This is a genomic window from Streptomyces sp. TSRI0107 (assembly GCF_001905845.1).
In the GTDB taxonomy this organism is placed as follows: domain Bacteria; phylum Actinomycetota; class Actinomycetes; order Streptomycetales; family Streptomycetaceae; genus Streptomyces.
Window position 1 is genome coordinate 361,496 of sequence record NZ_LIVZ01000008.1, and the last position, 20,216, is coordinate 381,711.

Here is a 20,216-nt window from a genome sequence, read left to right on the forward strand (position 1 = left end):
TCTACTCGTGGGTGTCGGGTATCCGATCGCGGGAATGCGAGGCCGGGTCGCGGGAGTTGACCGGGGTATGACCCAGGACGACCTGCTGAAGCTGTTCTCCGAAGGCCACGACGGCGTGCTCGTCACCCTCAAGCGCGACGGCCGCCCCCAGCTGTCGAACGTCAAACACACCTACGACCGGGACGAGCGGATCATCCGCGTCTCGCTCACCGACGACCGCGCCAAGACCCGCAACCTGCGCCGTGACCCCCGGGCGTCGTACCACGTCACCACCGACGACCGGTGGGCCTACGCGGTCGCCGAGGGCACGGCCGACCTCTCGCCCGTCGCCGAGGACCCGCACGACGAGACCGTCGAGGAGCTGATCCGGCTGTACCGGGACGTCCTGGGCGAGCACCCCGACTGGGACGACTACCGGGCCTCCATGGTCCGCGACCGGCGTCTGGTGCTGCGGCTGCGGGTGGAGCGGGCGTACGGGATTCCCCGTTCCTGACCGGGGAACCCCTGCTGCTACCGGGAGCCCTCGCTGCTACCGGCGAGCCGTCGCCCCGGGGAACCCGTGCGCGCGGGCGCCCAGCACCACCGCCAGCACCGGTACCAGCAGCACCAGCACGGTCCACGGGAACGCGGTCGCGCCGAACAGGCCGAGCAGGATGCCGCCCACGGCCCCGCCGCCGGCCATCGCCGCGTTCCACAGCGTGACGAGCATGGCCTGGGCGGCGTCGGCCTGCTCGCCGCCCGCCTCCGCGACCGCGGTCTGCAGCAGGGTCGGCGCGCCGCCCCAGCCGAGCCCCCAGAGCGCCGCCGCCAGCCACACCAGGGGCTCGGTGCCGGCGTATCCGGCCAGCAGTGCGGCGGCCGCGCCGACCAGCAGGGTGCTCGCCACGGTGAGCGCGCGCAGCCGCCGGTCGATGTGCGCGCCGACGACCCAGATGCCGATCAGCGACGCGCCGCCGAACACCAGCAGCACCAGGTCCGCCCGGTCGCCCATGCCGAACCGGTCGAGGAACGTGGCGATGTAGGCGTACAGCACGGTGTGCGCCAGCACGAAGACCAGGGTCACGAAGAGCACCGGCGCCACCCCGGGCACGGTCAGCGCCCGCAGCATGCCGCCGCGCGCCTCCGGCCGCTGCCCCGGGCGGTCCGGGACGCCCAGCGCGATCCAGCCGAGCAGGACCGCGGTGAGCGCCGTCATCAGCCAGAACGCCGTCCGCCAGCCCAGCGCCCCGCCCAGGTACGTGCCCGCGGGCACGCCGAGCGACAGCGCCACGGGGATGCCGGTCATGACGACCGCGACCGCCTTGCCCTGGAGGGCCGGGGGTGCCAGGCGGCGGGCGTACCCGGCGAGCAGTGCCCAGGCGAGGCCCGCGGCCACCCCGGCCGTGAACCGGGCCGCCATGGTCAGCGGATAGCTCGCCGACGCCGCGGTGACCGTGTTGGCGACGGCGAACCCGGCCATCGCCGCCAGCAGCAGCCGCTTGCGCCGCCAGTGCGCGGTGGCCGCGGAGAGCGGGATCGCGGTGAGTGCCGTACCCGCCGCGTACACCGTCACCGACTGTCCCATCGCGCTCTCGCCCACCCCGAGGTCCGCGCTCATCGCGGGCAGCACACCCGCGGGCAGGGTCTCGGTGAGGCTGGTGACGAAGACGGCGGTGGCCAGGGCGAGGAGGGCGGTCAGGGGCAGCCGGGGCGACGCCGTGCGCGGCTGCCGTTCGAGGTCCGTGCCGAGAGGAGTCCGGTTTCGCATGCCCGCAGGCTCGGGCCTGACACCGGTGTCAGATTCAAGGGGTGAGCCCCCGGACACCGAACGTCCGGGGGCTCGGGAGGCGGGGGCGGGAAGCGGGGAGCGCTCAGGCGGTGACCGCCGTCGAGGGCCGTTCAGGCGGTGACCGCCGCCGGGCCGGGCGTCTCCGCGGGGGTCCGCTCGCCGAGGAGTTCCGTCGGCACCCGGTGCGTCTCGCGCGCCGACAGCGCGGCGATCACCGGCGGCACGCACAGTGCGGCGGTGAACAGGGCCACGGAGAACCAGTCGTCCCCGCCGGGGCCCGCGATCTGCGCCGCGAACGTGACCGCGAACCCGGCGACGGCGAAGCCGATCTGCGTGCCGATCGCCATGCCGGACAGCCGCACGCGGGTCGTGAACATCTCGCCGTAGAACGCCGGCCACACCCCGTTCGCCGCGCTGTAGACGACACCGAAGGCGACGATGCCGAGCAGCATCGTCAGCGGGTAGGAGCCGGTGGAGATCGCCCACAGGTACAGGAACATCGTCACCGCGCTGCCGACCGCGCCGACGAGGTAGACCGGGCGGCGGCCGATCCGGTCCGACAGCGTGGCCCACAGCGGGATCGCGGCGAGCGCGACGACGTTGGCCAGCGCGCCCACCCAGAGCATCCCGGAACGGCTCATGCCGACCGAGTCGCCGGTGGCGTACGCCAGCGCCCACACCGTGAAGATGGTGCTGACCGAGGCGATCAGGGCGCCCGCGACCACCCGCAGCACATCCGCCCAGTGCTCGCGCAGCAGGATCGCCAGCGGCAGCTTCGCGACCCCCTCGGTCGCGGCCTGCTGCTCGAAGGCGGGCGTCTCGTCCAGCTTGCGGCGGATCACCCAGCCGACCACGGCGACGGCGACGCTCAGCCAGAACGGCACCCGCCAGCCCCACGCCATCAGGTGCTCCTCGGGCAGCGCGGCGATCGGGATGAAGACGAGCGTCGCCAGCAACTGGCCGCCCTGGGTGCCGCTGAGCGTGAAACTGGTGAAGAAGCCGCGGCGGCCCGGCGGCGCGTGCTCCAGCGTCATGGAGTTGGCGCTGGCCTGCTCGCCCGCCGCCGAGATGCCCTGGAGGACCCGGCACAGCACCAGCAGCACCGGGGCGAGGGTGCCGACCTGGTCGCGGGTGGGCAGACAGCCGATCAGGAAGGTCGACAGGCCCATCAGCATCAGTGTGAAGACCATGATCTTCTTACGGCCGAGCCGGTCGCCGAAGTGACCGAGGAAGAGCGCCCCGACCGGGCGGGCCGCGTACGCGACACCGAACGTGGCCAGCGACAGCAGCGTCGCGGTGGCCGGGTCGGACTCGTCGAAGAAGACCTCCGGGAAGATCAGGGCGGCCGCGCTGCCGTAGATGAAGAAGTCGTAATACTCGAGCGCACTGCCGATCCAGGCGGCCGCGGCGGCCTTCTTCGGCTGGCCGGGCGGGGCGGCGGAGGCGGGGGCGGGGACGGACACGGCGGCTCCTTCGGGGGACTCCGACGCGGCGGAGTGAGGGGAGAGGGGAAGTGCCGGATCTCGGCTAATTAACCCACTGGATAGTTAATCGGGGTTGGTTAGGGATGCTGCGCCCGTGTGTCGTGCATGTCAAGGGGTCGTGCACAGCAGATTTCCGGGACTTCTCCGGACTCCCCGCGGTCCCGGGAGTCGTTGGGGCCGGCCCCGGATCGGGCTCAGTCCGCCGCGCGGTCCGCCGTCAGATAGGCGATCACCATGTCGCCGAGCATGGCCCGGTAGTGCTCGCGCTGGGCGGGGTCCACCAGGTCGCGGCCGAACAAGGCGCCGAACGTGTGCCGGTTGGCGACCCGGAAGAAGCAGAACGAGCTGATCATCGCGTGCAGGTCGACCGCGTCGACGTCGGCCGTGAACAGGCCCGACTCCTGACCCGCCGCCAGGATCCGGCGGATCACGTCCAGCGCCGGCGAACCGATCCGCCCCAGCTCCTCGGAGGCGGCGATGTGCTCCGCGCCGTGGATGTTCTCGATGCTGACCAGCCGGATGAAGTCCGGGTGCTGCTCGTGGTGGTCGAAGGTCAGCTCGGCCAGCCGCCGGATCGCCGCCACGGGGTCGAGATGCTCGACGTCCAGCTCCTGTTCGGCCTCGCGGATCACGCCGTACGCGCGTTCCAGCACGGCCGTGAACAGCTGCTCCTTGCCGCCGAAGTAGTAGTAGATCATCCGCTTGGTGGTGCGGGTGCGGGCGGCGATCTCGTCGACCCGGGCGCCGTCGTAACCGGCCCGGGCGAACTCCTGTGTGGCCACGTCGAGGATCTCGGCCTTGGTGCGGGCCGCGTCGCGGATCCGCCCGTTCGGTCGTGCCGGTTCGTCGACGCTGGTCATCGGAATCCTTCGGACGAGGGGCCAGTGCCGAGATTGTAAGAGGCCGCCGGGCGGGGCTTCCCCTGGCGGGGTACTGCTGCTATGACTAACGTACTAGTTCGTACATTAGCTTCGTCGTCGCTCGCACCGGCAGCCGCCGCGGGCGACCCGCACAGGAGGTCCGCGTGGCCCAGGACTCGTATCTCGTCGGACTGATCGGCTCCGGCATCGGACCCTCGCTCACTCCGGCACTCCACCAGCGCGAAGCCGACCGGCAGGGCCTGCGCTACCTCTACCGGCTCCTCGACACCGACCGCCTCGGCGTGCCGCCCGAGGCCGTCGGCGACCTGGTGCGCGCCGCCCGCGACCTGGGCTTCGACGGGCTGAACATCACCCACCCGTGCAAGCAGCTCGTCCTCGGCCACCTGGACGCGCTCGCCCCGCAGGCCGAGGCGCTCGGCGCGGTCAACACCGTCGTCTTCGAGGACGGGCGCGCCGTCGGCCACAACACCGACGTCACCGGCTTCGCCGCGTCCTTCGCCCGCGGGCTGCCCGACGCGCCGCTGGAGCGGGTGGTGCAGCTGGGCGCCGGAGGCGCGGGCGCCGCCGTCGCGCACGCCCTGCTCACCCTCGGCGCCGGGCGGATCACGGTCGTCGACGCCCTGCCCGAGCGGGCCGCCGCCCTCGCCGGCCGGCTCGCCCGGCACTTCGGCGACGGGCGCGCCGCCGCGGGCACCCCCGACCGGCTGCCCGCGCTGCTCGCGGACGCCGACGGTGTCGTGCACGCCACCCCCACCGGCATGGCCGCCCACCCCGGACTGCCCTTCCCCGCCGGCCTCCTCCGCCCGGCCCTGTGGGTCGCCGAAGTCGTCTACCGGCCCCTGGAGACAGAGCTGCTTCGCACCGCCCGCGCCGCCGGCTGCGCCACGCTGGACGGTGGAGGGATGGCCGTATTCCAGGCAGTGGACGCGTTCCGGCTGTTCACCGGACGCGAGGCGGACGGCGCGGCGATGCTGGCGGACATCGCCGAGCTGGCCGGGGCCGTGGCCGCCCCGAAGTAGGGCCGGAAGACAAGCCCTCCGGGGACGCCCGCCCCGCCGAACCAAGGCACTCGCAGAGAAGAGGTACCGCCGTGCGTACGTCCATCGCCACCGTCTCCCTCAGCGGCCCCCTCACCGAGAAGCTGACGGCCGCCGCCCGGGCCGGCTTCGACGGAGTGGAGATCTTCGAGAACGACCTGCTCGCGAGCCCCCTCACCCCCGAGGAGATCCGCGCCCGGTGCGCGGACCTGGGCCTGAGCATCGACCTCTACCAGCCGATGCGGGACCTGGAGGCCGTGCCCGCCGAGGAGTTCGCCCGCAGTCTGCGCCGTGCCCGGCACAAGTTCGAGCTGACGCGCAGGCTCGGCGCGGACACCGTGCTGGTCTGCTCGTCCGTCTCCCCGCTCGCCGTGGACGACGACGCGCTCGCCGCCGAGCAGCTGAGCGGACTCGCCGACGCGGCAGCGGAGTACGGGGTGCGGATCGCCTACGAGGCGCTGGCCTGGGGGCGGCACGTCAACACGTACGACCACGCCTGGCGGATCGTCGAGGCGGCCGGGCATCCGGCGCTCGGCACCTGCCTGGACAGCTTCCACATCCTGTCCCGGGGTTCGGACCCCAAGGACATCGAGGACATCCCCGGCGAGAAGATCTTCTTCCTGCAGCTGGCCGACGCGCCGCTGCTCGCGATGGACGTGCTCCAGTGGAGCCGCCACTACCGGTGCTTCCCCGGGCAGGGCGGATTCGATGTGGCGGGGCTGGTACGCCATGTACTGCATACGGGATACAGCGGACCGTTGTCCCTGGAGGTGTTCAACGACGTCTTCCGGCAGGCCGAGGCCGGCCCGACCGCCGTCGACGCCCGCCGCTCCCTGCTCCTCCTCCAGGAGACCGTCGGCGCGGCCGCCCTGCCCGAGCCGGTCGTCCCCACCGGCGTCGCCTTCGCCGAGCTGGTCACCCCGGACACCGAGCCGGTCGCCGCGCTGCTCACCGCGCTCGGCTTCACCCGCACCGCACGCCACCGCGGCAAACCCGTCGACCTGTGGCAGCAGGGCGAGGCCCGGATCCTGGTCAACACCGGCCCGGCCGTTCGCCGTGAGGGCGCCGGTCTCGCCGCCATCGGCCTGGAGTCCCCCGACCCGGCCGGTGCCGCCCGCCGCGCCGAGGCCCTGCTCGCCCCCGTCCTGCCCCGCCGCCGGGCCGTGGGCGACGCCCAGCTGGACGCCGTCGCCGCCCCCGACGGCACCGAACTCTTCTTCTGCGCGACCGACCGGCCCGGACACCCCGACTGGCGCGCCGACTTCGAGCCCACCGGCCACGGCCCGGCAGCCACCGCCGCCACCGCCGCCATCGGCGTCCGCCGCATCGACCACCTGGCCCTCACCCAGCCCTGGCACCAGTTCGACGAGGCCGCCCTCTTCCACCGCAGCGTCCTCGGCCTGCGCGCCCAGGAGAGCGTCGACGTCGCCGACCCCTACGGCCTGCTGCGCAGCCGCGCCGTCACCAACGACGACGACACCGTCCGGATCGCCCTCACCGTCGGCGCGGCGCCCACCGACGACACCGTCCGCGCCCAGCACATCGCGCTGGCCACCGACGACGTGGTCGCCGCGGCCCGCCGCTTCCGCGCGGCCGGCGGCCGTCCGCTGCCGGTCCCCGGCAACTACTACGACGACCTCGCCGCCCGCTTCGACCTGCCCGACGAGGAACTGGACACCTACCGCGAGCTCGGCATCCTCTACGACCGGGACGCGCACGGCGTCTTCCGCCACTGCTACACCCACACCGTCGGCCGGGTCTTCTTCGAACTCCTCCAGCGCGACGGCGGCTACCGCGGCTACGGCGCCCAGAACGCGCCGGTCCGCCTGGCCGCGCAGCACACCGCCCGCCACCTCACCGGCGGATGAGCCACCACCGGCGGACGCCCCTTCAGCGGCGGATGCCCCTTCACCGGAGGGCACCCCGCACCGACGGCCGACGCCTCACTGGCGGCTGACCGTCCGGGTCACGCCGGCCAGCACGGCCGTCGCCAGGATCCAGCCGGTCAGCACCAGGACGTACGCCAGCGCCTGGTGCGGGCCGGTCGGCGCGAACGCGGTCTCCTGCCCGAAGGAGATCACCGGCAGCAGCAGGTCGAGGGTGTAGAACACCGGGTTGAAGTCCGGCGCCTCGTCGGGCTTCAGCGGCGGCGGGTGCTCCAGCGCGTAGGCGACCGAGCCGACGACGAGCAGCGACAGCAGCCAGCCGAACGCGCGCAGCGGCCGGAAGCCGTAGCCGACGGTGGCGTCCTGGACGTGGCCCCACAGGCGGCCGTACCAGGGGAGCGTGGCGCGGTGCCGGCGCTGCTTGGCGAGCTGCACCAGCCGGGCCGCGTGGTCGTCGCCGATGCGCCGGTACGCGGCGGTCAACTGCTCGTAGGCGTGCGGGACATAGCCCTCGCCGTCCCGCTCCAGCATGGGCAGCCGCCGCTCGGCGGGCTCGTGCGGGGTGAGCGAGGTGTAGGCGAGGCTGCTCAGCAGCACCCGCTGCGGCAGCGTCTCCGGCTCCAGGAACAGCACGTCGATCTGCGCGCGGCGCACGTTCAGGGTGCCCTCCAGCGGCGGGCCCTTGCGCAGCCACAGTTCCCCGACGGTGCTGCTGCTGGCGTGCAGCGCGGTGCCGGAGGGGTTCGAGACCTGGGCGTACGACAGGTCGAGGCGGCCCGCGATCCGGGCGCCGCGCAGTCCGATCCAGCCGCGTACCCGGGCCCGCCGCAGCAGGAAGTCCCCCTCGACGGTGAGGGTCTGCGCGTCCACGGCGGCCTCCCCGTCCCGCTCCAGCAGGGCTTCGGTGAGGTTGACCGAGCCGGTGACGGAGGCCCCGTTGAGGCGTATCTCGCCCCGCGCGCGCAGGCGGGGCGCCCACAGGTCGTCGTCGATGACCGACTGGTTGAGTTTCAGGACGGGGCCGGAGCCGTCCGGCGCGGTCAGTTCGGCGTCCTCCAGGAAGAGGGCGCCGGATATCTGGGTGCCGGCGAGCTGCACCGGTCCGTCGATCCGGCAGCCGCTCAGCCGCAGGGTGCCGTCGATGCGGGCGCTGCCCAGACCGAGTCCGGGCAGGACCGACCCGTGCAGGCTGAGCCGGCGCAGCTGGATGCCGTACAGCTCGGGCCGCTCGGCGAAGTGGCAGTGGCTGAGGCGGACGGGGTGGGACTCGAGGACGGCGTGGGTGAGGTCGAGCGGGCCGGTGATCCGGGCTCCGGAGACCCTGAGCGCCGCGATCTCGCCGTCCTCCTGCGGCGCGTGGAGCAGCAGTGCCTTCAACGCCGAGGCGCGGATGGTGCGTTCGGGCCCCCAGGTCGTCCCGTCGGCGGCGTCCTCGTCGTCGCCGGCGCGGAAGTCGACCCGTTCCCCGCGCGGGAAGGCCCGCCAGACGCGCAGCTCGGCCGGTGTCAGATCGGTGATCTCCATCAGCGGCGACTCTGGCGGGCCCTTCGAACGGCTGTCAACTCATGGCAGGGGATCCGTCACGGTGGCCCTCGGTGGGCCTACTTCTTCGCCGACTCGACGGCGTGGCCGCCGAACTGGTTGCGCAGCGCGGCGATCATCTTCATCTGCGGGGAGTCCTCCTGACGCGAGGCGAACCGCGCGAACAGGGAGGCCGTGATCGCGGGCAGCGGCACGGCGTTGTCGATCGCCGCCTCCACCGTCCAGCGGCCCTCGCCGGAGTCCTCGGCGTAGCCGCGCAGCTTCTCCAGGTGCTCGTCCTCGTCGAGGGCGTGGACGGCGAGGTCCAGCAGCCAGGAACGGATGACCGTGCCCTCCTGCCAGGACCGGAACACCTCGCGCACGTCGGTGACCGAGTCGACCTTCTCCAGCAGCTCCCAGCCCTCGGCGTAGGCCTGCATCATGGCGTACTCGATGCCGTTGTGGACCATCTTCGCGAAGTGCCCGGCGCCGACCTTGCCGGCGTGGACGTAGCCGTACGGGCCTTCCGGCTTGAGCGCCTGGAAGATCGGCTGGAGCCGGTCGACGTGCTCCTTCTCGCCGCCGACCATCAGCGCGTAGCCGTTCTCCAGGCCCCACACGCCGCCGGAGACACCGGCGTCGACGAAGCCGATGCCCTTGGCGCCGAGCTCCGTGGCGTGCTTCTCGTCGTCGCTCCAGCGGGAGTTGCCGCCGTCGACGACCGTGTCGCCGGGCTCCAGCAGGTCCGCCAGCTCGTCGACGACGGACTGGGTGGGCGCGCCGGCCGGGACCATCACCCACACGGTGCGGGGCGCCTCCAGCCGCTCGACGAGTTCGGCGAGGCCGCTGACGTCGGACAGCTCGGGGTTGCGGTCGTAGCCGATGACGGTGTGGCCCGCGCGGCGGATCCGCTCGCGCATGTTGCCGCCCATCTTGCCGAGGCCGATGAGGCCCAGTTGCATCGGTGCCATGATCAGTTCTCTTCCTTGAGGTCACGGTAGGCCGCGACGAGGGCGGCGGTGGAGGAGTCGAGGCCGGGCACGTCGGCGCCTTCGGTGAGCGCGGGCTCGACGCGCTTGGCGAGGACCTTGCCCAGCTCCACGCCCCACTGGTCGAAGGAGTCGATGTTCCACACGGCGCCCTGGACGAACACCTTGTGCTCGTAGAGCGCGATCAGCTGGCCGAGCACCGACGGGGTCAGCTCCCGGGCGAGGATCGTCGTCGTCGGATGGTTGCCCTTGAAGGTGCGGTGCGCCACCTGCTCCTCGGCGACGCCCTCCGCGCGGACCTCGTCGGAGGTCTTGCCGAAGGCGAGGGCCTGGCCCTGGGCGAACAGATTGGCCATCAGCAGGTCGTGCTGCGCCTTGAGTTCGTCGCTCAGCTCGGCGGCGGGGCGGGCGAAGCCGATGAAGTCGGCGGGGATGAGCTTGGTGCCCTGGTGGATGAGCTGGTAGTAGGCGTGCTGGCCGTTGGTGCCGGGGGTGCCCCAGACGACCGGGCCGGTCTGCCAGTCGACCTCCTGCCCGTCCCGGTCCACGTACTTGCCGTTGGATTCCATGTCCAGCTGCTGGAGGTAGGCGGTGAACTTGGACAGGTAGTGGCTGTAGGGCAGGACGGCGTGGGACTGGGCGTCGTGGAAGTTGTTGTACCAGATGCCCAGCAGGCCGAGGATCAGCGGCGCGTTGGCCTCGGGGGGCGCGGTGCGGAAGTGCTCGTCGACCGTGTGGAAGCCGTCCAGCATCTCCCGGAAGCGGTCCGGGCCGATGGCGATCATCAGGGACAGGCCGATCGCGGAGTCGTAGGAGTAGCGGCCGCCGACCCAGTCCCAGAACTCGAACATGTTGTCCGGGTCGATGCCGAACTCGGTGACCTTCTCGGCGTTCGTCGACAGGGCGACGAAATGCCTGGCCACGGCCTTCTCGTCGCCACCGAGCCCGGCGAGCAGCCAGGAGCGGGCCGACGTCGCGTTGGTGATCGTCTCGATGGTGGTGAACGTCTTGGACGCGACGATGAACAGGGTCTCCGCCGGGTCCAGGTCGCGGACCGCCTCGTGCAGGTCGGCGCCGTCCACGTTGGAGACGAAACGGACCGTCAGATCCCGTGCCGTGTACGGGCGCAGGGCCTCGTAGGCCATGGCGGGGCCGAGGTCGGAGCCGCCGATGCCGATGTTGACGACGTTCCGGATGCGCTTGCCGGTGTGGCCGGTCCACTCGCCGGAGCGGATCCGCTCGGCGAACGCGCTCATCTTGTCGAGGACCGCGTGGACGGCGGGCACCACGTTCTCGCCGTCGACCTCGATCACCGCCTCGCGCGGGGCCCGCAAGGCGGTGTGCAGCACGGCCCGGCCCTCGGTGTTGTTGATCTTCTCACCGCGGAACATGGCGTCCCGCAGCCCGAACACGTCCGTCGCGGCGGCCAGTTCGCGCAGCAGCTCCAGCGTCTCGTCGGTGATCAGCTGCTTGGAGTAGTCGATGCGCAGATCGCCCACGCGCACCACGTACCGCTCCGCGCGGCCGGGATCGTCGGCGAACAGGTCCCGCAGATGCGCCTGCCAGGCGGCGCGGTGGTCCTCCAGGGCCGTCCACTCGGGACGGTGGTTGAGCCGGGGGGTGTCGGACATCTCAGGCGTTCTCCTTGGTGCCCTCGCCGCGCAGGGCGACGGCGTACATCTCGTCCGCGTCGAGGCGCCGCAGCTCCTCGGCGATGAGTTCGGAGGTGGGGCGCACCTTCAGGGCGAGGGTGCGCGGCGGCTGGCCCGGCAGGGTCAGCGTGGCGAGCGGGCCCTCGGGCCGGTCGATGACGATCTCGCCCTTCTCGGTGCCGAGGCGGACGCCGGTGACGACCGGTCCGGCCGTCTCCACCCGCTCGACCTTCACGTGCAGCCGGGCCTCCAGCCAGCGGGCCAGCAGTTCGGCGCTGGGGTTGTCGGCCTCGCTCTCCACGGCCGCCGAGGTGATCGGCAGCTTGGCCTGGTCGAGGGCGGCGGCCAGCATCGAGCGCCACGGGGTGAGCCGGGTCCAGGCGAGGTCGGTGTCGCCGGGCGCGTACGAGCGCGCCCGGACGTCCAGGGCGGCCAGCGGCGTCTCGACGGCGTACATGTCGGTGATCCTGCGCTGCGCCAGCGCGCCCAGCGGGTCCTTGGCGGGCACGTCGGGGGCGTCCACCGGCCACCACACGACGACGGGCGCGTCGGGCAGCAGCAGCGGCAGCACCACCGAGTCGGCGTGCTCGGAGACCTCGCCGTAGGTGCGCAGGATGACCGTCTCGCCGGTGCCGGCCTCGGAGCCGACCCGGACCTCGGCGTCCAGCCGGGACCGGGTGCGCTCGCGCGGGGTGCGGGCGTGCCGCTTGATGACGACCAGGGTGCGCGAGGGGTGCTCGTGCGAGGCCTCCTCGGCCGCCTTGATCGCGTCGTAGGCGTTCTCCTCGTCCGTGACGATCACCATCGTCAGGACCATGCCCACGGCCGGGGTGCCGATGGCGCGGCGGCCCTGCACCAACGCCTTGTTGATCTTGCTTGCCGTGGTGTCGGTCAGGTCGATCTTCATGGCCTGCGCCAGCTCCGTCCGTCTCGTGCGAGCATCTCGTCCGCTTCCTCGGGTCCCCAGGTGCCCGCCGGGTACTGGGCGGGCCTGCCGTTCGAGGCCCAGTACCGCTCGATCGGGTCGAGGATCTTCCAGGACTCTTCCACTTCCTGGTGACGGGGGAACAGGTTGGCGTCACCGAGCAGCACGTCCAGGATCAGCCGCTCGTACGCCTCCGGGCTGGACTCCGTGAACGACTCGCCGTACGCGAAGTCCATGGTGACGTCCCGGATCTCCATCGACGTGCCCGGCACCTTCGAGCCGAACCGGACCGTCATGCCCTCGTCGGGCTGGACGCGGATGACGATTGCGTTCTGGCCGAGTTCCTCGGTGGCCGTGGTGTCGAACGGGGAGTGCGGGGCCCGCTGGAAGACCACCGCGATCTCGGTGACCCGGCGGCCCAGGCGCTTGCCGGTGCGCAGGTAGAACGGCACACCCGCCCAGCGGCGGTTGTCCACGCCCAGCTTGATCGCGGCGTAGGTGTCGGTGACGGAGGCCGGGTCGATGCCGTCCTCCTGGAGGTAGCCGCGCACCTTCGTGCCGCCCTGCCAGCCGCTCGCGTACTGCCCGCGCACGGTGTGCCGGCCCAGGTCCTCCGGCAGCTTCACCGCCTTCAGCACTTTCAGCTTCTCGGTGAGCAGCGACTCGGCGTCGAACGCGGCGGGCTCCTCCATGGCGGTGAGCGCCATCAGCTGGAGCAGGTGGTTCTGGATGACGTCGCGGGCGGCGCCGATGCCGTCGTAGTAGCCGGCCCGGCCGCCGATGCCGATGTCCTCGGCCATGGTGATCTGCACGTGGTCCACGAAGGACCGGTTCCAGATCGGTTCGAACATCTGGTTGGCGAAGCGCAGCGCCAGGATGTTCTGGACGGTCTCCTTGCCCAGGTAGTGGTCGATGCGGAACACCTGGTCCGGCTCGAACACGTCGTGCACGATCGCGTTCAGCTCCCGGGCGCTGCCCAGGTCGTGGCCGAACGGCTTCTCGATCACGGCGCGCCGCCAGGAGCCCGCCGGGGCGTCCGCGAGGCCGTGCTTCTTCAGCTGCTGGACGACCTTCGGGAAGAACTTCGGCGGTACGGAGAGGTAGAAGGCGTAGTTGCCGCTGGTGCCCCGCGAGGAGTCCAGCTCCTCCACCGCCGCGCGCAGCTGCTCGAACGCGTTGTCGTCGTCGAAGTCGCCGGGGATGAACCGCATGCCCTCGGCGAGCTGCTGCCAGACCTCCTCGCGGAAGGGGGTGCGGGCGTGCTCCTTGACCGCCTCGTGCACGACCTGCGCGAAGTCCTGGTCCTCCCAGTCCCGGCGGGCGAACCCGACGAGGGAGAAGCCCGGCGGCAGCAGGCCGCGGTTGGCCAGGTCGTAGACGGCCGGCATCAGCTTCTTGCGGGACAGGTCGCCGGTGACACCGAAGATGACGAGCCCGGACGGGCCCGCGATCCGCGGCAGCCGGCGGTCGCGCACATCGCGCAGCGGGTTGGCCCAGCCGGCCGCGGGCGCGGTCAGCTCCTGGAGCGGTGTCTCGCTCATCTACGCCTCGACTCCCTTGCTCCGCAGGGACTTCGTCACCGCGTCCAGCAGGTCCTGCCACGCCACCTCGAACTTGGCGACGCCCTCGTCCTCCAGCTGCTGGACGATCTCGTCGTAGGAGATGCCGAGCCGCTCCACGGCCGCGAGGTCGGCGCGGGCCTGGGCGTAGCCGCCGGTGACGGTGTCGCCGGTGATCTGCCCGTGGTCGCGGACGGCGTTCAGGGTGGCCTCGGGCATGGTGTTGACCGTGCCGGGGGCGACCAGGTCGTCGACGTACAGGGTGTCCTTGTACGCCGGGTCCTTCACGCCGGTCGACGCCCACAGCGGGCGCTGCTTGTTGGCCTTGGCGCCGGACAGGGCCAGCCAGCGGTCGCCGCCGAACACCTCCTCGTACGCCGCGTAGGCGAGCCGGGCGTTGGCGAGCGCGGCCCGGCCCTTGAGGGCGAGGGCCTCGTCGGTGCCGAGGACGGTCAGCCGCTTGTCGATCTCGCTGTCGACGCGGGAGACGAAGAACGAGGCCACCGAGTGGATGGTGCTCAGATCCAGGCCCGCGGCCTGGGCCCGCTCCAGGCCGGCGAGGTAGGCGTCCATGACCTCCCGGTACCGCTCCAGGGAGAAGATCAGCGTGACGTTGACGCTGATGCCCTGGGCGACGACCTCGGTGATGGCGGGCAGGCCCGCCTTGGTCGCCGGAATCTTGATCATGACGTTCGGGCGGTCGACCAGCCAGGCGAGCTGCTTGGCCTCGGCGATGGTGGCCGCCGTGTGGTGGGCGAGGCGCGGGTCGACCTCGATGGAGACCCGGCCGTCCCGGCCACCGGAGGCGCTGTATACAGGATGCAGAATATCGGCGGCGGCCCGCACGTCGGCGGTCGTCATCATACGGACGGCCTCGTCGACCGTGACGCCCCGCACGGCCAGGTCGGCCAGCTGCTCCTCGTAGCCCGCGCCCGAGCCGATCGCGGCCTGGAAGATGGACGGGTTGGTGGTGACCCCCACCACGTGGCTGGCCTCGACGAGTTCGGCGAGATTGCCGGAGGTGATCCGACCGCGGGACAGGTCGTCCAGCCAGATCGACACGCCCTCGTCGGACAGGCGCTTGAGTGCTCCCGCGCTCGCGGTCGCTTCGGTCATTCTGATCATCTTCTTTCTGGCGGTCGGATCAACCGCGCGCGGCGGCCAGGGATTCCCGGGCGGCGCGGACGACGTTCTCGGCGGTGAAGCCGTACTCGGCGAAGAGGGTCCTGGCGTCGGCGGAGGCGCCGAAGTGTTCGAGGGAGACGATGCGTCCTGCGTCACCTACGAACCGGTACCACGTCAGCCCCACCCCGGCCTCGACAGCGACACGCGCCTTCACGGACGGCGGAAGGACCTGCTCGCGGTAGGCGCGCGGCTGCTCCTCGAACCACTCCACGGACGGCATGGACACCACGCGCGCCCCGACGCCCTCCGCCTCCAGCAACTCGGCGGCGGCGACGGCGAGCTGCACCTCGGAGCCCGTGGCGACGAGCAGGACGTCCGGGGTCCCGGTCGACGCCTCCCGCAGCACGTAGCCGCCCTTGGCCGCGTCCTCGTTCGGCTCGTACGTCGGTACGCCCTGACGGGTGAGGGCGAGGCCGTGCGGGGCGGGCCGGGTGGCGTGCCGGCGCAGGATCTCCCGCCAGGCGATCGCGGTCTCGTTGGCGTCGGCGGGGCGCACGACGTTCAGGCCCGGGATGGCGCGCAGCGAGGCCAGGTGCTCGACCGGCTGGTGGGTCGGCCCGTCCTCGCCGAGGCCGATGGAGTCGTGCGTCCACACGTACGTCACCGGCAGCTGCATCAGCGCGGACATCCGCACGGCGTTGCGCATGTAGTCGGAGAACACCAGGAAGGTGCCGCCGTAGATACGGGTGTTGCCGTGCAGCGCGATGCCGTTCATCTCCGCGGCCATCGAGAACTCGCGGATACCGAAGTGCACGGTGCGGCCGTACGGGTCGGCCTCCGGCAGCGGGTTGCCCTCCGGCAGGAACGAGCTGGACTTGTCGATCGTCGTGTTGTTCGAGCCGGCCAGGTCGGCCGAGCCGCCCCACAGCTCCGGGACGACCTCGCCGAGCGCCTGCAGCACCCTGCCGGACGCGGCACGGGTGGCGACCGCCTTGCCGGGCTCGAAGACCGGCAGCTTCTCCTCCCAGCCGGCCGGCAGCTCGCCCTTGCTGATCCGGTCGAACTCGGCGGCGCGCTCGGCGTGCGCGGTACGCCAGGCGGCGATCCCCTTGTCCCAGGCGGCGTGCGCCTCGGCACCACGGTCGAGGGCCCGGCGGGTGTGCGCCAGGACCTCGTCGGCGACCTCGAAGGTCTGCTCCGGGTCGAAGCCGAGGATCCGCTTGGTGGCGGCGATCTCCTCCTCGCCGAGCGCGGAGCCGTGCGAGGCCTCCGTGTTCTGCGCGTTCGGCGCGGGCCAGGCGATGATCGTGCGCATCGCGATGATCGACGGCCGCCCGGTCTCGGCCCGCGCCGCCTTCAGCGCCGCGTACAGGGCGGCCACGTCGACGTCGCCGTTCCCGGCGGGCTCGATCCGCTGGGTGTGCCAGCCGTAGGCCTCGTACCGCTTCAGCACGTCCTCGGAGAACGCGGTCGCGGTGTCGCCCTCGATGGAGATGTGGTTGTCGTCGTAGAGGAAGACCAGGTTGCCCAGCTTCTGGTGGCCGGCGAGCGAGGACGCCTCGGCGGACACGCCCTCCTGGAGGTCGCCGTCGGAGACGATCGCCCAGATGGTGTGGTCGAACGGCGACTGGCCGGCCGGGGCGTCCGGGTCGAACAGGCCGCGCTCGTAGCGGGCCGCCATCGCCATGCCCACGGCGTTCGCCACGCCCTGGCCGAGCGGCCCGGTCGTCGTCTCCACGCCGGCGGTGTGCCCGTACTCGGGGTGGCCGGGCGTCTTCGAGCCCCGGGTGCGGAACGCCTTGAGGTCGTCCAGGCTCAGCTCGTACCCGGCGAGGTACAGCTGGGTGTAGAGGGTCAGCGAGGTGTGGCCGGGGGACAGGACGAAGCGGTCGCGGCCCGTCCACTCGGGGTCCGCGGGGTCGTGCCGCATCACCTTCTGAAAGATCGTGTACGCGGCGGGGGCCAGGCTCATCGCCGTGCCCGGGTGCCCGTTGCCGACCCGCTGTACGGCATCGGCCGCCAGCAGGCGGGCGGTGTCGACGGCACGCCGGTCGAGCTCGGTCCACACGAAGTCGTCGGTGGTCTGCGCGCTCATCTGATGGCAGTCCCCTTCAAAAAGTCACTGAAAGACATGTCTTGGCTGGTCAGACGCGTTCGACTTTAAAAGTCTGACTTTTACGAGTGAAGGTCGGGGTGTGTCAGCCTGTGGTGAAAGTGGGACACCCCGAGCACGACCGAGGCGGCGCGACGAAGACATGGCGGACAGAACCGGCCCAGAGGGCGACAACGGCGGCATCAGAACCTTCGCCTTCCCCACCGAACGCAGCATCAGCGGCGTCGGCATGCGGGTCGGCCCCATGGGCGCCGACCGCACCTGGCACTCCGGCGCGCCGCTCGGCCGCGTCCACCGCATCGACTTCCACGTCGTGATGGTCTTCGCCGCCGGCCCCGTCCGCTACATGGTCGACTTCACCGAGTACGAGGCGACGGCCGGCGACGTGCTCTGGATCCGCCCGGGACAGGTACACCGCTTCACGACCACGAGCGAGTACCGCGGAACCGTCCTCACCATGCAACCCGGCTTCCTGCCGCGCGCCACCGTCGAGGCCACCGGCCTGTACCGCTACGACCTGCCGCCGCTGCTCCACCCCGACCCGGCCCGGCTCGCCGCCCTGGAGGCCGCCCTCGCCCAGCTGCGCCGCGAGTACGAGGACACCGCGACCCTCCCGCTCAGCCTGCACACCGCGGTGCTGCGCCACTCCCTGACCGCGTTCCTGCTGCGGCTCGCGCATCTCGCCGCGAGCTCCGCGGAGGCCGGACGGCACCCGGGCGACACCACCTTCACCCTGTTCCGCGACGCCGTCGAGGCGGGCTTCGCCACCAACCACAGCGTCAGCGCCTACGCCGACGCCCTCGGCTACTCCCGCCGCACCCTGGTCCGCGCGGTCCGCGCCGCGACCGGCGAGACACCCAAGGCGTTCATCGACAAACGGGTGGTCCTGGAGGCGAAGCGCCTGCTGGCCCACACGGATCTGCCGATCGGACGGGTGGGCGTCGCGGTCGGCTTCCCCGACGCGGCGAACTTCTCCAAGTTCTTCCACCAGCACACGGACATGACACCGGCGGCGTTCCGCGCGGAGCTGCGATAACGCGAAAGGGGCTCCACGCGCGCGTGGAGCCCCTTTCGCGTCGGGGTCGGTCAGTGGCCGAACTCGAACCAGTTCACGTTCACGAAGTCCGCCGGCTGCCCGCTGGTGAACGTCAGATACACGTCGTGCGTGCCGGTCACCGAGGAAATGTTCGCCGGGACCGTACGCCAGGACTGCCAGCCGCCCGTGTTGCCGACCGCGAAGCTGCCGATCGGCGCGTTGCCGCGGCTGTCCAGCCGCACCTCGACCAGCCCGCTCACCCCGGAGGCGGCCCCGCTCGCGACGCGGGCGCGGAACTGGGTGGCCGCCGTGGCCCCGAAGTTCACGCCCTTGTAGAGCGTCCAGTCGCCGCCCGCGACGGCGCCGATGTTCTGCCCGCCGCCCGTGTCGGACGTGGACTCGCTGAACACACCGGACTGGCCGTCGAACGACTCGGCCTGGATGGCGCTGTACGCGTCCCGGTTCCCGGTCGGCGGGGGAGTGGTACCGCTCCCACCGGCCGACAGCACCTGGACGTAGTCGACGAGCATGGAGTGGCCGGGAACCGTGCCGGCGTCCGGGCCGCCGCCGAAGGCGTCGGGGAACCCGCCGCCCATCGCCACGTTGAGGATGACGAAGAAGCCGTGGTCGGTGGCGTTGGACCAGGTCGTCGCGTCCACCTGGTTCTCGCGCACCGTGTGGTAGTTGTTGCCGTCGACGTAGAAGCGGATCTCCTCCACGCTCGTCGAACGGTCCCACTCCATGCGGTAGGTGTGGAATCCGGCCTGGCAGGTGGTGCCGGGGCAGGCGGTGGAGCCGCCGATGCCGCTGGTCTCGTTGCAGGGGCCGCCCGGAGAGGTGCCGCAGTGCATGGTGGCCCACACGGTGTTCAGGCCCTGGGTGTTCTCCATGATGTCCAGCTCGCCGACGGCGGGCCAGTTCCAGTAGTTGCCCCGGTAGGGCGCGCCGAGCATCCAGAACGCGGGCCAGTAGCCCTTGGCGGCGGCCCCGGTGACGTTGGGCACCTGGATGCGCGCCTCGACGCGCAGCTTGCCGTTCGCCGGGGGCTGGAAGTCGGTGCGGTTGGTCTCGATCCGGCCGGACGTCCACCGCCCGGCGGCGTCCCGGCGCGGGGTGATGCGGAGGTTGCCGCTGCCGTCCAGGGAGACGTTGTCGGGGCTGGACGTCATGGTCTCGATCTCGCCGGTGCCCCAGTTGGCGGGGCCGCCCGGGTAGCCGGTGCCGGTCGCGTACCGCCAGTCGGCGGTGTTGACGCCGCTGCCCGCCGCACCGTTGAAGTCGTCGACGAAGACCTGCGTCCAGCCGGACGGGGGCGGCGGCGCGGCGGCGGTGGCGGACGGCGCGGTGACCGTCGCCGCGGCCGCCGCCAGGGCCAGGGCGCCGACGGCGGCGGCCAGCGCCCGCCGCAGCGGGCGCCGTCTGGAAGGTGTGCCGGGGGGTGCGCTCATGTGGGGGTGCCTCTCGGTACGGGAGTGGGGTCACGGGTGCCCGCGGGAGCGCTCGCGGCGTTTTGAGAGCGCTCTCAAGGTGCGCCCAATGTGCTCGCCGTGCCCTCGCACGTCAAGAGGTGAGACCGGGAAAGTCCTTCTGCTGCACGGGAGTTCACCCGCTGAAGGCGAAAGCGGCCTCCCCGGTCGCCTCCCCGATGACCTCCTGAGTGACCTCCCCTGGACGGGACATGCGCGTCAGCGCCTCACGTCACCCGGATGAGCGAGGTCGTACGGACGCGGATACGGCGCCGGACGGTGGCTCGTGTAGCGGGGCGCGGTCGACGGGTCGGCAGCGCTCGCCCGGGAGTTGAGGGTGGCGGGATCGGCGGTCCAGCGGCCCGTGGCCAGGCGGTGCTCCAGCGTGTGCAGGGCGGCCAGTGTCTCTGCGGTGGTGAAGGTGCAGTGCCCGGGACCGTCGACGTAGGCCTGGGCGAGCAGGCCGCCGGATCCGGCGGCACCGGCGGCGCGGCGGTGGGCGCTCTCGGACTGCACGGGGATCAGCGCGTCACCCGTGGTGTGGATGGCACGGCCGCCGAACGCCCGGTCAGCCCGAAGTACATACGGCGGCCCTCGCGCCGGCGGCGCAGCAGACCGCGGCTCACCATCCGCGTCAGCGTCGAGCGGGTCGCCTGTTCGCCGACCCCGGCGCGGGCGAACACGTCGACGACGCTGCCCGAGTACACACAGACGTCCCGCCCTAGGGGGTGTCCGCAAAGTCAGGGCAGCCAGATTCGTAGGCAGGCGATGGTG

General features: G+C 72.0%; 15 protein-coding genes and 2 pseudogenes. 4 read left to right on the forward strand and 13 right to left on the reverse strand.

All coding sequences use genetic code 11. The features are described 5' to 3' along the window. Positions 1 to 67 precede the first annotated feature (67 nt). A complete protein-coding gene (locus AMK31_RS24185) occupies positions 68 to 493 on the forward strand; it encodes a PPOX class F420-dependent oxidoreductase (RefSeq protein ID WP_079186911.1) in 426 nt (141 codons plus the stop codon). A 36-nt stretch (positions 494 to 529) separates the two neighbouring features. Here AMK31_RS24185 and AMK31_RS24190 read toward each other — a convergent pair whose 3' ends face one another. The 3 genes from AMK31_RS24190 to AMK31_RS24200 all read right to left on the reverse strand — a co-directional run bounded on the left by AMK31_RS24190 (position 530) and on the right by AMK31_RS24200 (position 4,112). Beyond that, positions 530 to 1,747: an MFS transporter gene (locus tag AMK31_RS24190; RefSeq protein ID WP_073942714.1), complete on the reverse strand. Its 1,218-nt coding sequence runs from the start codon at positions 1,745 to 1,747 to the stop codon at positions 530 to 532. Between the two features lie 131 nt (positions 1,748 to 1,878). After that, entirely contained in the window at positions 1,879 to 3,231 is a 1,353-nt protein-coding gene (locus AMK31_RS24195; protein WP_073942715.1) for an MFS transporter, read from the reverse strand. A 215-nt stretch (positions 3,232 to 3,446) separates the two neighbouring features. Continuing rightward, on the reverse strand, positions 3,447 to 4,112 hold the full coding sequence (locus AMK31_RS24200) for a TetR/AcrR family transcriptional regulator (protein ID WP_073942716.1): 666 nt from the start codon (positions 4,110 to 4,112) through the stop codon (positions 3,447 to 3,449). A 164-nt stretch (positions 4,113 to 4,276) separates the two neighbouring features. Between AMK31_RS24200 and AMK31_RS24205 the strand changes: the two genes are divergently transcribed. Both AMK31_RS24205 and AMK31_RS24210 read left to right on the forward strand, forming a co-directional pair. Beyond that, a complete protein-coding gene (locus AMK31_RS24205; RefSeq protein WP_073942717.1) occupies positions 4,277 to 5,152 on the forward strand; it encodes a shikimate dehydrogenase in 876 nt (291 codons plus the stop codon). Positions 5,153 to 5,223: 71 nt separating this feature from the next. After that, entirely contained in the window at positions 5,224 to 7,038 is a 1,815-nt protein-coding gene (locus AMK31_RS24210) for a bifunctional sugar phosphate isomerase/epimerase/4-hydroxyphenylpyruvate dioxygenase family protein (RefSeq protein ID WP_073942718.1), read from the forward strand. A gap of 75 nt (positions 7,039 to 7,113) precedes the next feature. Here the strand turns inward: AMK31_RS24210 and AMK31_RS24215 are convergent, their stop codons facing one another. From AMK31_RS24215 to tkt, 7 genes are all read right to left on the reverse strand, one after another. Then, complete coding sequence (locus AMK31_RS24215) at positions 7,114 to 8,580, reverse strand: membrane-associated oxidoreductase (RefSeq protein WP_073942719.1); 1,467 nt, start codon at positions 8,578 to 8,580, stop codon at positions 7,114 to 7,116. 77 nt (positions 8,581 to 8,657) lie between these two features. Next, positions 8,658 to 9,539, reverse strand: a complete 882-nt coding sequence (gene gnd, locus AMK31_RS24220) for a phosphogluconate dehydrogenase (NAD(+)-dependent, decarboxylating) (protein ID WP_073942753.1) — start codon at positions 9,537 to 9,539, stop codon at positions 8,658 to 8,660. 11 nt (positions 9,540 to 9,550) lie between these two features. Continuing rightward, positions 9,551 to 11,197: a glucose-6-phosphate isomerase gene (pgi, locus tag AMK31_RS24225; protein WP_073942720.1), complete on the reverse strand. Its 1,647-nt coding sequence runs from the start codon at positions 11,195 to 11,197 to the stop codon at positions 9,551 to 9,553. 1 nt (position 11,198) lies between these two features. Then, positions 11,199 to 12,125 (reverse strand): glucose-6-phosphate dehydrogenase assembly protein OpcA, encoded by a 927-nt coding sequence (opcA, locus tag AMK31_RS24230; RefSeq protein WP_073942721.1) that lies wholly within the window; start codon positions 12,123 to 12,125, stop codon positions 11,199 to 11,201. Beyond that, positions 12,122 to 13,684 (reverse strand): glucose-6-phosphate dehydrogenase, encoded by a 1,563-nt coding sequence (zwf, locus tag AMK31_RS39980; RefSeq protein ID WP_107468702.1) that lies wholly within the window; start codon positions 13,682 to 13,684, stop codon positions 12,122 to 12,124. Before zwf ends, opcA begins: the two co-directional genes overlap by 4 nt. Beyond that, a complete protein-coding gene (gene tal, locus AMK31_RS39985; RefSeq protein WP_198948558.1) occupies positions 13,685 to 14,827 on the reverse strand; it encodes a transaldolase in 1,143 nt (380 codons plus the stop codon). A gap of 19 nt (positions 14,828 to 14,846) precedes the next feature. Further along, the gene (tkt, locus tag AMK31_RS24240; RefSeq protein WP_073942722.1) at positions 14,847 to 16,922 is read right to left on the reverse strand and encodes a transketolase; all 2,076 of its coding nucleotides are present in this window, start codon (positions 16,920 to 16,922) and stop codon (positions 14,847 to 14,849) included. 160 nt (positions 16,923 to 17,082) lie between these two features. Between tkt and AMK31_RS24245 the strand changes: the two genes are divergently transcribed. Continuing rightward, positions 17,083 to 17,976 carry a helix-turn-helix domain-containing protein gene (locus tag AMK31_RS24245; protein WP_073942723.1) on the forward strand — a complete coding sequence of 298 codons (894 nt, stop codon included), beginning with the start codon at positions 17,083 to 17,085 and terminating at the stop codon, positions 17,974 to 17,976. A gap of 50 nt (positions 17,977 to 18,026) precedes the next feature. On the opposite strand, the gene AMK31_RS24250 is transcribed toward AMK31_RS24245, so the two are convergent. The 3 genes and pseudogenes from AMK31_RS24250 to AMK31_RS24260 form a co-directional block, all read right to left on the reverse strand. Further along, positions 18,027 to 19,424, reverse strand: coding sequence for a glycoside hydrolase family 16 protein (locus tag AMK31_RS24250; protein ID WP_073942724.1), 1,398 nt, complete (start codon positions 19,422 to 19,424; stop codon positions 18,027 to 18,029). Positions 19,425 to 19,661: 237 nt separating this feature from the next. Further along, positions 19,662 to 19,988 (reverse strand): annotated as a pseudogene (locus tag AMK31_RS24255) (hypothetical protein); the annotation flags it as partial. Positions 19,989 to 19,990: 2 nt separating this feature from the next. Next, positions 19,991 to 20,149 (reverse strand): annotated as a pseudogene (locus tag AMK31_RS24260) (PaaX family transcriptional regulator C-terminal domain-containing protein); the annotation flags it as partial. Between the last annotated feature and the right edge of the window lie 67 nt (positions 20,150 to 20,216).